The following is a 12063-nucleotide window of genomic DNA, read 5'->3' as shown; positions in this document are numbered from 1 at the left end:
AGGGAGGCCTTGGGCCTCCCTTTTTTATTGGCCGCGTCCTAGACTGTTGGCTTCTTCAATCGACAAGCTGGACACCATGGTTCGCCTACTTTTCTGGATCGCCCTGATCGCCGCCGCGTTCTGGCTGTGGCGCAAGTTCAAAGTCAGCCAGCAGTCGCACCCCGAGGCGAAGCTGGATGCGCCGCTGAAGATGGTGCGCTGTGCCCATTGCGGCGTCCACCTGCCCAACGACCGGGCGCTGCAGCAGGGTAATGAGTGGTATTGCAGCCAGGCCCACCTGCAGCAGGGCCCTGGCCACCAAGGCTGAACACGATGTCTGTTCAATCCTGAAAACAATTCGAAATCTGTGGGAGCGGGCTTGCCCGCGAAGCAGGCACCACGGTGTATGGCACCGGCTTCGCCGGTGTTCGCGGGCACGCCCGCTCCCACAGTTTTTATCTGCAATTTCGTGTTCCACATATCCCTCCCCGACCCTTTCACACCATTTACGACCCCTCCCCCAGCACCAGCATTGACCCGCCCGGCCAAAATTCGCTAAATCCTATTTATCCGCATAAATATGAAAAATAGCGAAATGCTCAAACCCAAACGCAAGCGCCAGAAGCTGTCCGATGTGATCGTCGAATCAGTCAAGCGCTCGATCGTCACCGAAGCGCTGCACCCCGGCGACCGCCTGCCCACCGAACGTGAGCTGATGGAGCATTTCGAATGTTCCAAGGGTACCGCCCGCGAAGCGCTCAAGGCGCTCGAAGTCGAAGGCCTGGTCAGCACCCGCACCGGCCCGACCGGGGGCGCCTACCTGAACGAAGTGGGCACCGAGCCAGCCAGCCGCGCGCTGCGCAACTACCTGCATTTCCAGCACCTGGATGGCGAACAGGTGTACCAGCTGCGCAAAGTCATCGAGGTAGAACTGGCGGTGTCGGTGATGGGCAAGCTGAGCGAGGCCGATTATGCCGCGCTGCAGGCCAACATCGACTTCTGCAGCGCGCCGGAAGACAGCGAAGAAGGCCAGCGTGAGCAGCGCCTGGCGGAGCTTGAATTCCACACCCTGCTGGCCGACCGCTGCCCCAACCCGTTGCTGCGTTTCATGGCGGTGTTCCTCAACGACCTGCTGCGCGACCTGGTGGTGCTGAAAAAGGCCTACCTGCCCAAGCGCCAGCAGTTCGCCGCCGCCAACATCGGCTACCACAAGCAACTGCTGACCGCCTTGCGCACCAGCGACGAACCCGCCGTACGCCGGCTGATGCACGAACACATGTGCGACGCCGAGCACCACATGACCGCGCTGGAAGGCGAGGTTGCCCGTAACTTCCTGCTGGAGTTCGATCACCACCACTGATGCGCCTGTAAAGAGGCCTGCACACAGGCCCGGCCGTACCCGCTTTGTCATTGCCACTCCTGCCTAATAACCACAAACAAGGAGTTACTCATGCAAAGACGTACCCTGCTCAAGGCAGGCCTTGCCCTGGGTGCCTTAGGTAGCCTCCCCTTGGGGGCACACCGGGCATTCGCCGACCAACCGCTGACCTTCTATGGGCTCAAGTCCATGTCGGGCGCCTTCGCCAGCTACGGCAAGTACGCCGACATGGGCTCGCGCCTGGCCATCGCCGAGCACCCGCAGTTGCTCGGCCACCCGCTCAAGTACAAAGTCATCGACACCGAAGGCAACGCCGGCAAGGCGGTGCGCAAGGTGCAGGAAGCCATCGGCCAGGATGGCGCACGCTTCTTCCAGGGGTGCACCCTGTCGTCTTCGGCACTGGCGGTGTCCAAGGAAATCCACAAAGCCGGCGGCGTGTTCATGACGCCTGTGGGCGCCGATGAAATCACCGGCAAGGACTGCAATGCCTCAACCTTCCGCTGGTCGGTGCCCACCTATGGTGCCATCCGCGAAACCCTGGTACCGATGAGCCGCCAACTGCCCCAGGCCAAGCGCTGGTACACCATCACCCCGCAATACGTATTCGGCGATGCCCTGCTGGACAACGCCCGCAAAGTGTTCGCCGAGCTCGGCGTGGAACACATCGGCAACAGCTACCACTCGCTGCAGGAGCAGGAATTTTCCGGCTACCTGACCAACGCCATCGCCGCCAAGCCCGACGTGCTGGTGCTGCTCAACTTCGGTAGCCAGGCCTCCAACGCCCTGCGCCAGGCGGTCAACTTCGGCATCAAGGACCGCATGAAAGTGCTGATGGTGTGGTCTGCGGGCCTCGACCAGTTCCAGGAGCTGGGCAGCGACGTGCTCGAGGGCGTGTACCTGGGTGCGCAGTACTGGCACCAGGTCGACACCCCGCTGAACAAACAGTTGGTCGCCGCCACCCGCAAGGCCTATGGCATCAACCCCAACTACCCGCTGGCCGCCGACTACATCGGCACCAAGGTGATGCTCGAGGCCATCGTCAAGGCCGGCAGCCTGGACGGGGCCGCCGTGTCTGCGGCATTGCAGGGCATGCGCTTCCAGGGCCCGACCGGCGAAGAACTGATCCGCCCGGGTGACCACCAGGTGCTCAAGGATTACTACCTGCTGCGCGGCAAGCCCCAGGGGCAGATGCGCGACGAGGACGACCTGGCCGAAGTCATCAGTTCGGGCCGCTCGTTCGTCGAGGTCGATCACACCGGTTGCGCCCTGGCCTGAAGCTGCGGCGTTAGTCACAAACACTTGTACAGGCAGCCGCCCGGCGCGCTGTCGAGGGCACGCTCATGCTCGATTTGTACCTGTTCCAACTGCTCAACGGCCTGGGCCTGGGGATGATCTACTTCCTCATCGCCGTGGGCCTGACGATCATTTTCGGCCTGCTCAACTTCGTCAACTTCGCCCACGGCGCGTTTTTCTTGCTGGGCGCCTACCTGTGCTACACCGCCGTGGCCGTCACCGGCAACTTCTGGCTGGCGCTGCTGATTGCGCCACTGGTGGTGGCCGCGCTGGCCTGGGCGGTCGAGCGCCTGTTGATCAAACGCATCTACCACCTGCCGCACACCTTCCAGATCCTCGTCACCCTCGGCATCGCGCTGATCATCCAGGAAGCGTCGGTGCTGATCTGGGGCCCGGTGGGCAAGAACATTGCCGTGCCACCTGAACTGCGCGGGGTGCTGATACTCGGCGACTTCATCTACCCCTACTACCGCTTGTTCCTGATCGGCTTCGCAGCGCTGATCGGTATTGGCCTGTGGCTGCTGCTGGAACGCACCCGTTTCGGCGCACTGGTGCGGGCCGGTAGCGAAAGCACCGAAACCGTGTCGCTGTTGGGCACCAACATTTTTCGCCTGTTCTCCCTGACATTCGCCCTGGGCGTGGGCCTGGCAGGTGTGGCGGGTGTGCTGTTTGCGCCGCTACGGGGCGCCCAGCCCTTCGTCGGCCCGGAAATCCTCGGCATTGCCTTCGTGGTGGTGGTGATTGGCGGCATGGGGTCGTTCGGCGGGGCGCTGGTTGGCGGCCTGCTGGTGGGTGTGGTGCAAAGCATGATGACCAGTCTCTGGCCGCAAGGCGCCAGCCTGATGATCTATGGCGCCATGGCAGCAGTGATTCTGGTCCGTCCCTACGGCCTGTTCGGGAGAGCCTGAGATGAGCGAGAAAAACCCATTGCCAGTCGCCAAGGGCCGCGCCCCGGCGCTGCTGTCGCTGGTAGTTGCCAGCCTGGTGGCGCTGCCGCTGTTGCTGCCCTCAGCCACCCTGGCCACCGAGATCCTGATCTTTGCCATGGCCGCACTGGCCTGCAACCTGCTGCTCGGCTACACCGGACTGCTGTCGTTCGGCCAGGGCATCTTCTTTGGCGTGGGCGCCTATGGCGCAGCGCTGCTGATGATCCACCTGCAGTGGGGCATGTTCGCCGCGCTGCTTGGCGCAGCTGTGTTCGGCGCCTTCCTCGCGCTGCTGGTGGGCGCACTGGCGATCCGTCGCACGGGCATCTACTTCGTCATGCTGACCCTGGCCTTCAGCCAGATGGCCTACTTCCTGGCCTATACCCTCAGCGGCTGGACCGGCGGTGACAACGGCCTGCTTGATGTGCCACGGCCGAATATCGAAATCGCCGGCCATGTGCTGGTCGACCTGGCCGATCCGCGGCACTTCTATGTGTTCGTCGCGGTGCTGTTCCTGTTGATCTTCGCCGCAGCCCTGCGGGTGATCCGTTCGCCATTCGGCAGCACCCTGCTGGCTATCCGTGAGAACGAGACCCGCGCCGCCGCCATCGGCTACGACACCCGCCATTTCAAGATTCTGGTGTTCATGCTGTCGGGCGCCATCACCGGCATCGCCGGGGCGCTGTACGCCATGCTGCTGCACTTTGCGCCGCTGTCGAACATCGACCTGATGATGAGCGAGAACATCCTGATCATGACCATCGTCGGCGGCACCGGCTCACTGTTCGGCTCGCTGCTGGGGGCCGGCGCCATCGTGCTGCTGGGTGACGTGCTGTCGGAACTTTGGCCACGCTGGCTGATGCTGCTGGGGGTGATCCTGATTCTGGTGGTGGTGTTCATGCGTGGCGGCCTGTGGGGCGGCCTGACCGAACTGGGCAAGCGCCTGCTGGCCACCCGCAATGCCGATGACAAACCCCAGGCCAAGACCAAGGAGACCCTGTGATGAGCGACTACCTCCTGGAAACCCGCGACCTGGAGCTGGCCTACGGGCCGTTCAAGGCGGTCGCGGGCGTTGACCTCAAAGTGCGAGCCGGCACCATCCACACCATTATCGGCCCCAACGGCGCCGGCAAGACCAGCCTGTTCCACTGCCTGACCGGCGAACGTCAGGCCACTGCCGGCAAGATCCTGTTCAATGGCCAGGACATCATTCGCAAGCCGTCCCACGGGCGGGTGGCACTTGGCATGGCGCGTTCGTTTCAGCTCACCAGCCTGTTCCAGAACCTTTCCGTGCGCGAGAACCTGCGCCTGGCCGCCCAAGGCCGTGATGGCCTGGGCGCGCTGAACTTCTGGCGCAGCGTCGAGCACAAGCGCAGCCACTGGAACACCGCCGACCAGGTGCTGGAGCGCCTGAAACTGAGCGCCCGTGCCGAAACACTGGCGGGCGAGCTGTCGCACGGCCAGCAAAGGGTGCTGGAAGTGGGCATGTCGATCTGCGCCAAGCCCACCCTGCTGATGCTCGACGAACCCACTTCGGGCATGGGCATCGACGACATCCCGGTGATGACCGACCTGATCAGCGACCTTGGCCGCGACCATACCGTTCTACTGATCGAGCACAACATGAGCATTGTCATGTCGATCAGCCAGCGCATCACGGTGATGAGTCACGGCCAGATCCTGGTCGAGGGTACCCCTGAACAGGTGCGCAACGACGAGCGCGTACGCACCGCCTACCTTGGAGAGGCCGCCTGATGCTCAACGTCGATTCGATCCATTCCTACTACGACAAGAGCCATGTGCTCGAAGGTGTCTCGCTCAAGGTCGAGGCAGGCGAACTGGTAACGCTGCTGGGGCGCAACGGCGCAGGCAAGACCACCACCTTGCGCAGCATCCTCGGCATCGTCCGCCCACGACAGGGGCAGATCAGCTTCAACGGGCAGCAACTGGTCGGCCGCGAAATCTTCGATATCGCCCGGCAGGGCATTGCCCTGGTGCCGGAGCACCGCGGCATCTTTCGCCAGCTCAGCGTCGAGGAGAACCTGAAGATTGCCGTGCGCAAGACCAGCCGCTGGCAGTTGGAGGACGTGTACAGCATGTTCCCGCGCCTGAAGGAGCGTCGCCGCAACGGTGGTTTTGCCCTGTCCGGTGGCGAGCAACAGATGCTCGCCATCGCCCGCGCCCTGCTCAACGGCCCCAAGCTGCTGATCCTCGACGAACCCACCGAAGGCCTGGCCCCGGTGATTGTCGATGAACTGGTGAAGATCCTGCGACGGATCAAGGACGAAGGGCTGTCGATCCTGCTGGTGGAGCAGAACCTGATGGTCTGCGATGCCCTTGCTGATCGCCACTATGTGCTGGAGCAGGGCCGCGTCGCTTACCAGGGCAGTGCGGCGCAGTTCCGCGAGGACCCGAGCATCAAGAACCGTTACCTGGCCCTTAGCGCCTGACCCGACCGTGCTTACCTGTACCGGCCCTTTCGCGGGCAAACCCGCGCCTACAAAGGTGTCCCCCCCCCAGCCCTGCGAGGCCTTTGTAGGAGCGGGTTCACCCGCGAATAGGCCGGTACAAGCCACCCAGTAATTTCAGGAGAGATGAACCATGAACACCCGCATCGATCCCTCGCAGCACCTGCTCGGCCAAGGCCCGTTGGTCAGCCGCGAGCGCCTGTGGCAATCATTGATGGACCTGGCCCAACTCGGCGCCACCGCCAAGGGCGGCGTATGCCGCCTGGCCCTGACCGACCTCGACCGCCAGGCGCGCGACCTGTTCGTGCGCTGGTGCGAAGAAGCCGGCTGCACCGTCAGCATCGACGCCATCGGTAACATCTTCGCCCGCCGCCCCGGCCGTAACCCTGCCCTGGCGCCAGTGATGACCGGCAGCCACATCGATACCCAACCCACCGGCGGCAAGTTCGATGGCTGCTATGGCGTCATGGCCGGTCTTGAAGTCATGCGCACCCTCAACGACCTTGACCTGGCCACCGAAGCCCCGCTGGAAGTGGTGGTATGGACCAACGAAGAAGGTTCGCGCTTCCCGCCCTGCATGATGGGCTCGGGCGTGTTTGCCGGTAAGTTCGGCCTGCAGGAAACCCTGGAAAAGATCGATGACCAAGGTCTGTCGGTCGGCGCCGAGTTGCAGCGCATCGGCTACGCCGGCCCGCGCGTGCCCACCGGGCATGCCGTGGGCGCCTACTTCGAAGCGCATATCGAGCAAGGCCCGGTGCTGGAAGACCAACGCACCACCATCGGCGTGGTCCAGGGCTGCCTGGGGCAAAAATGGTTCGACCTGACCCTCACCGGCGTCGAGGCGCATGCAGGCCCCACGCCCATGCACCTGCGCAAGGACGCATTGGTCGGCGCAGCCGAGGTGGTGGCTGCGGTCAACCGCGTCGCTCACGCGCACCAGCCACATGCCTGCGGCACGGTCGGCTGCCTGACCTTGCACCCAGGCTCGCGCAACGTCATCCCCGGCCAGGTGCACATGACCATCGACCTGCGCCACCTCGACCCTGGGCACCTCGACGCCATGGTCAGCGAAGTGCGCGCAGCCATCGAAAACAGCACGGCGAAACATGGCCTGAGCTATCAGCTGACCCCGACAGCCGACTTCCCGCCGCTGTACTTCGCCGAGCAGTGTGTGGATGCCGTGCGCCAGGGGGCGCGTGCGCTGGGCCTGAGCCACATGGATATCGTCAGTGGCGCCGGTCACGATGCAATCTTCCTCGCCGAGCTGGGCCCGGCCGGGATGATCTTCGTGCCATGCGAAGGCGGCATCAGCCACAACGAAATCGAAAATGCCGCGCCCCAGGACCTGGCCGATGGTTGCGACGTCCTGTTGCGCGCCATGTTCCAGGCCGCCAACCCGGGAGCCCGTTGAAATGACCCAGAAAACCGCGATTGGCGAACTCACCGCCGTCGAACTGCTCGAACTGTACCAGCGCCGCCAGTTGTCACCCGTCGAGGTGGTCGACGATGTGCTGGCGCGCATCGACCTGCATAACCCGGCGGTCAACGCCTACTGCCATGTAGACGGCGAAGGTGCCCGCGCCGCCGCCCGCGCCAGCGAACAACGCTGGCAGCGCGGCGAGCCCTGTGGCCGACTGGATGGCGTACCCGCCTCGATCAAGGACCTGACCCTGACCCGCGGCATGCCCACCCGCAAAGGCTCGCGTACAACCTCGGGTACCGGCCCGTGGGAAATCGATGCGCCCTTCAGCGCCTTCATGCGTGAAGCCGGTGCTGTGCTGGTGGGCAAGACCACCACGCCGGAGTTCGGCTGGAAAGGCGTGACCGACAACCCGCTGTACGGCATTACCCGCAACCCTTGGGATACCAGGCTGACTGCCGGTGGTTCGTCTGGTGGTGCTGCGGCAGCCGCCGCGCTGAACCTGGGGGTGCTGCATCAGGGCAGCGATGCCGGTGGTTCGATTCGCATCCCTTGCGCCTTCACCGGCACCTTCGGTATCAAACCGACCTTCGGCTATGTGCCGCAATGGCCGGCCAGCGCCATGACCGTGCTGTCGCACCTGGGGCCGATGACGCGTACCGTGGACGACGCGGTGCTGATGCTTGACTGCGTAGCGCGCCCCGATGTCCGCGACGGTTTGGCCGGCGCACCCCGGCAGGCGCCTTGGCTCAGCCAGCAGCAAGATCTGAGTGGGCTACGCATCGCCTACAGCGCCAACTTCGGTTACGTGCAGGTCGACCCACAGATCCAGGCACTGGTGGCGCAAGCGGTGCAGCGCCTGGTGCGGCTGGGTGCGCAGGTAGAGGAAGTGGACCCGGGCTTCAGCGACCCGCTGGAAACCTTCAATACCCTGTGGTTTGCCGGTGCGGCGCGGTTGGCCAGTGCCTTGAGCGATGAGCAGAAAGCGTTGCTTGACCCGGGGCTGCGCTGGATTGCCGAACAAGGCGCACAGATCAGCCTTGGCGAATACACCCAGGCGCTAGAGGCACGGGCAGAATTGATTGCGAAGATGAATGCCTTTCATCAGCGATATGACGTGCTGGTATCGCCGATGCTGCCGTTGGTGGCGTTCGAAGCCGGACACAACGTGCCGCCTGGGTCGGGGATGGCGCAATGGATGGAGTGGACGCCGTTCAGCTATCCCTTCAACCTGACCCAACAGCCAGCAGCCTCGGTGCCCTGCGGGTTTACCCGCGAAGGGTTGCCGGTGGGTCTGCAGGTGGTGGCCGGGCGCTTTGCCGATGAGCAAGTGCTGCGGGTGTGCAAGGTGTATGAGCAGCATTATCCGAGCCGGCACTTGCAAGCACCGATTACTGGCTGAAATCTGTATTGGCTTATGCGGCCCTTTCGCGGGTGAACCCGCTCCTACACGTACCGATTACTGGCTGAAATCTGTATGGGCTTCTGTGGCCCTTTCGCGGGTGAACCCGCTCCTACACGCACCGATTACTGGCTGAAATCTGTATGGGCTTCTGCGGCCCTTTCGCGGGTGAACCCGCTCCTACACGCACCGATTACTGGCTGAAATCTGTATTGGCTTCTGCGGCCCTTTCGCGGGTGAACCCGCTCGTGTGGGAGCGGGTTTACCCGCGAAGAGGCCCTCAGCCCAAACGCCCTTCTGGCGCATACGGCGCCGGGTCGATAATCGGCTCGGCCCCTGTCAGCAAATCGGTAAACAGCTGGCACGAAGCCGGCGCCAACACCAGCCCATTGCGATAATGCCCGCAGTTCAGCCACAACCCTTCATGCCCTGGCACAGGCCCAATGTAAGGGATGCCTTCTGGCGACCCCGGCCGCAGCCCCGCCCAGTGCGCCACCACTGTGGCGCCTTCAAGCTCAGGCAACAACTCCACCGCCGATGCCTTCAGGCTTTCCAGCGCATCCCCGGTCGGGGTCTTGTCATACCCGGCGTGTTCTAGCGTGCTCCCCACCAGAATGTGCCCGTCACGTCGCGGGATTGCATAACGTCCCTTGGCCAGCACCATGCTCGGCAAGAAGTCTTCAGCACACTTGAACAGGATCATCTGGCCCTTCACGGGCTCCACCGGCAGTTCAAGGCCAAGGGTACGCAACAGGTCGCCACTCCAGGCGCCTGCACTGAGCACAACCTCATCCGCCGCCAGTACGCCATCAGCCGTCTGTACACCGGTCACGCGCCCCTTTTCCTGCACGAAGCCGGTGATCTGGCAGTGTTCGCGCAAGGTCACGTTTGGCAGCGCCAGCAACGCCGCTTTCAGCGACTTGACCAAGCGTGGGTTGCGCACATTGGCCACGCCAGCCATGTAGATGGCGTGCTTGAAGCCCGGGCCCAGCACCGGCACCGCATCGTAGGCCGCCGAAATATCCACGGCACTCAGCGGCCGCTGCTCGCGCGCGGCCCAGGCCAACGCTTCAGCCTCGTCGTCCAGGTCGAGCCAGTACAGCCCGGTGGTGTGAACTTCGGGGTCGACGCCAGTGCTGGCGAACAGACGCTCGCCCAGCTGTGGATAAAAGTCCTGCGACCAATGCGCCAGAGCGGTCACTGCGGCGCTGTAGCGCCACGGGTACAACGGCGAGACAATGCCTCCGCCAGCCCAAGACGACTCTCGGCCAACCTCACCCTGATCGCACACCACCACCTGGCCGACCTTGGCCGCCAGGTTGAATGCCGTCAGCAGGCCGATCACCCCGCCGCCGACCACCACTACTTGCTTGCTCATCTGTCGATCCAACACCTGAAGTAAAACCGCGATGCACTGGGCATCATTGAACCTTCAGCTTCCCCAGCAGTGCGTGCTGTGCTCAACGGCACCCGGATTGCGCTGCATGCCAGCCTGGTCGAGCTGGAAATCGCCACAGCCATCCTGCGCCATCAGCCCATGCGGTAGCCGCCGGGCGCGCAGCGTGAAGGTGTCACTGTCGCGCTGGGCCTGAAGGTTGTAGTAGCGGGTACCTTCGGGCAAGACCAGGTCGCCCTCGGCGTATTGGCCAGTGCGCACGCGGTGGCGCTCCAGGCGCAGGGCGGCATCATGCAGCAGGCCAACCACTTCGCTGCGCGCGGCTCGCCGAAGCTGGTCGCTGTAACTGGGGTAGGCAATGGCTGCCAGAATGCCGGTCACGGCCAGCACAATCAACAACTCGATCAGGCTCAAGCCTTGCTGCATGTCAGTCTCCTCGCAATCTTTGCCGCCAGGTGATGCGTTGGGTTTGATTGCCGGCCACGGCGTAGACCGCTTCCAGCACATGCCGTGAGCGGCTTTGCTTGCTGACGGCGGTAATCCGGAACAGGCGAACCGGCTGCCCTTCGGGCATGTGCGCGGCACATTTGCTGACACCCAGGTTCTGCAGCTGGAAAAAGCCGGTCTGGGTACCTTGCCACTGCCCAACCAGGTCGTGCGGCCTGGGCGGTGGCAGACACGCGTTACAAACGTCAGGGGGCGCCCGTTCAAGTTCGCGTACCCCGGCCAGCAAAGTGGCCTCAGCCTCTTCCAGCGCCAGCAGGCCATCGCTCAGGTAGCCGGTCATCCGTGTTTCCACCAGCGCGTCACGCAGGGCAGATGTGGCAAGCAGGCCCAGCAGGACGCTGAGCACCAACGCCAACAACAGGACAACACCCCGCTGGCGGTTCATGAAGCCGGCACCGGGTTACGCAATGCCACGCTCAGCGCATGGTGCTGCTCAAGCTGCAAGGTCGGCTCATACAATGTCAGCTGAAGATCGATCCGCTCTCCAGCCACCTGCACCACACGCAGTTCGCGCACGTGATCGACCAAGGGCTGATTGCGGTCGCGCCGCTCGAAGTAAAGCGTACTTCCAACGTGAACATAGCGATGCCGGCTGACAGGCACAGCCATAAGCGTGTCGCTACCTTGCGCGCGCTCCTTGTGTACCTCCACCGTGTTGATACAGTTTGTCAGCAAGGTCCAGTCGGGGTCACCGGCATACCCTGGTAACTCAGCGACGACCAGGCTCAAACTTGACGGGCCGCTCGCCAAGGGCCGGGCAAAGGCCTGCTCCGCGCCGGAGACCAGAAAGTCGTCTGGGCTCAGGCGCAGGCAACCGAACATCCCGGCCATGCGGATATCCTGCGCCATGCGCAGCAATGCAAGCCGAGCAGAATCCTGCATGCGCACTGCCGTACTTTGCAGGCGCCAAGTCTGGTGCGCGGAGACAAAAAGCTGGCTGGCCGCCGCCAGCAGCATCAATCCGATCGCCAGCGCCACCACCATCTCAAGCAAGCCAAACCCTGCCTGACAGCGCCTCATCGCCGCCTGCGCTCATGTTCGCTGTGCAGCGCCATCGCCGCCTGGCCATCCCGGCGCGCGCTGTCCGCAGCCTGCAATGCCTGCAATTGCATCGCAGCCGTTGCGAACAGACCTGCGGCCACGATCACGATCGCCAACAGCACTTCCAGAAGCGTCATGCCCCCTTGCCTTGCGTGCATCCCTGCACCTCCTGCGACTTTTCCGGTCATTGCTTTCAACTAGGGCGACTGGACCTCTTGTCCAACCGCCAGGAAGCTATAGCCAAGCACGTCCA

General features: G+C 63.6%; 14 protein-coding genes. 9 read left to right on the top strand and 5 right to left on the bottom strand.

The annotated features are described in order from the left end of the window. Positions 1 to 76 precede the first annotated feature (76 nt). The 9 genes from ACK59Z_RS19800 to ACK59Z_RS19760 all read left to right on the top strand — a co-directional run bounded on the left by ACK59Z_RS19800 (position 77) and on the right by ACK59Z_RS19760 (position 8866). The gene (locus ACK59Z_RS19800; protein ID WP_014755231.1) at positions 77 to 307 is read left to right on the top strand and encodes a PP0621 family protein; all 231 of its coding nucleotides are present in this window, start codon (positions 77 to 79) and stop codon (positions 305 to 307) included. A gap of 267 nt (positions 308 to 574) precedes the next feature. Beyond that, entirely contained in the window at positions 575 to 1339 is a 765-nt protein-coding gene (locus ACK59Z_RS19795) for a FadR/GntR family transcriptional regulator (RefSeq protein ID WP_108192020.1), read from the top strand. 90 nt (positions 1340 to 1429) lie between these two features. After that, positions 1430 to 2632, top strand: coding sequence for an ABC transporter substrate-binding protein (locus tag ACK59Z_RS19790; RefSeq protein ID WP_003247562.1), 1203 nt, complete (start codon positions 1430 to 1432; stop codon positions 2630 to 2632). 65 nt (positions 2633 to 2697) lie between these two features. Beyond that, complete coding sequence (locus tag ACK59Z_RS19785) at positions 2698 to 3558, top strand: branched-chain amino acid ABC transporter permease (protein ID WP_003247565.1); 861 nt, start codon at positions 2698 to 2700, stop codon at positions 3556 to 3558. Position 3559: 1 nt separating this feature from the next. Continuing rightward, positions 3560 to 4579: a branched-chain amino acid ABC transporter permease gene (locus ACK59Z_RS19780; RefSeq protein WP_003247567.1), complete on the top strand. Its 1020-nt coding sequence runs from the start codon at positions 3560 to 3562 to the stop codon at positions 4577 to 4579. Continuing rightward, positions 4579 to 5331, top strand: a complete 753-nt coding sequence (locus tag ACK59Z_RS19775) for an ABC transporter ATP-binding protein (protein WP_003247568.1) — start codon at positions 4579 to 4581, stop codon at positions 5329 to 5331. Before ACK59Z_RS19780 ends, ACK59Z_RS19775 begins: the two co-directional genes overlap by 1 nt. Continuing rightward, positions 5331 to 6026, top strand: a complete 696-nt coding sequence (locus tag ACK59Z_RS19770; RefSeq protein ID WP_100774543.1) for an ABC transporter ATP-binding protein — start codon at positions 5331 to 5333, stop codon at positions 6024 to 6026. The genes ACK59Z_RS19775 and ACK59Z_RS19770 overlap by 1 nt, the downstream gene beginning before the upstream one ends. Positions 6027 to 6177: 151 nt before the next feature. Further along, on the top strand, positions 6178 to 7455 hold the full coding sequence (locus ACK59Z_RS19765) for a Zn-dependent hydrolase (RefSeq protein WP_108192019.1): 1278 nt from the start codon (positions 6178 to 6180) through the stop codon (positions 7453 to 7455). A 1-nt stretch (position 7456) separates the two neighbouring features. Further along, a complete protein-coding gene (locus tag ACK59Z_RS19760) occupies positions 7457 to 8866 on the top strand; it encodes an amidase (protein WP_108192018.1) in 1410 nt (469 codons plus the stop codon). A gap of 280 nt (positions 8867 to 9146) precedes the next feature. On the opposite strand, the gene thiO is transcribed toward ACK59Z_RS19760, so the two are convergent. From thiO to ACK59Z_RS19735, 5 genes are read right to left on the bottom strand one after another with little or no spacing between them, the layout of a single operon-like run. Next, positions 9147 to 10244 carry a glycine oxidase ThiO gene (thiO, locus tag ACK59Z_RS19755; RefSeq protein WP_004577282.1) on the bottom strand — a complete coding sequence of 366 codons (1098 nt, stop codon included), beginning with the start codon at positions 10242 to 10244 and terminating at the stop codon, positions 9147 to 9149. A 54-nt stretch (positions 10245 to 10298) separates the two neighbouring features. Further along, positions 10299 to 10688 (bottom strand): type IV pilin protein, encoded by a 390-nt coding sequence (locus ACK59Z_RS19750; protein ID WP_108192017.1) that lies wholly within the window; start codon positions 10686 to 10688, stop codon positions 10299 to 10301. Between the two features lies 1 nt (position 10689). Next, the gene (locus ACK59Z_RS19745; protein ID WP_108192016.1) at positions 10690 to 11154 is read right to left on the bottom strand and encodes a hypothetical protein; all 465 of its coding nucleotides are present in this window, start codon (positions 11152 to 11154) and stop codon (positions 10690 to 10692) included. Next, a complete protein-coding gene (locus tag ACK59Z_RS19740) occupies positions 11151 to 11789 on the bottom strand; it encodes a PilW family protein (protein WP_108192015.1) in 639 nt (212 codons plus the stop codon). Before ACK59Z_RS19740 ends, ACK59Z_RS19745 begins: the two co-directional genes overlap by 4 nt. After that, a complete protein-coding gene (locus tag ACK59Z_RS19735; protein ID WP_003247582.1) occupies positions 11786 to 11968 on the bottom strand; it encodes a prepilin-type N-terminal cleavage/methylation domain-containing protein in 183 nt (60 codons plus the stop codon). Before ACK59Z_RS19735 ends, ACK59Z_RS19740 begins: the two co-directional genes overlap by 4 nt. Positions 11969 to 12063 lie beyond the last annotated feature (95 nt).

Origin of the sequence: Pseudomonas sp. KCJK9058 (assembly GCF_046230975.1) — a bacterium.
GTDB lineage: Bacteria > Pseudomonadota > Gammaproteobacteria > Pseudomonadales > Pseudomonadaceae > Aquipseudomonas > Aquipseudomonas alloputida.
This window is presented reverse-complemented; position numbering and strand designations above follow the sequence as displayed.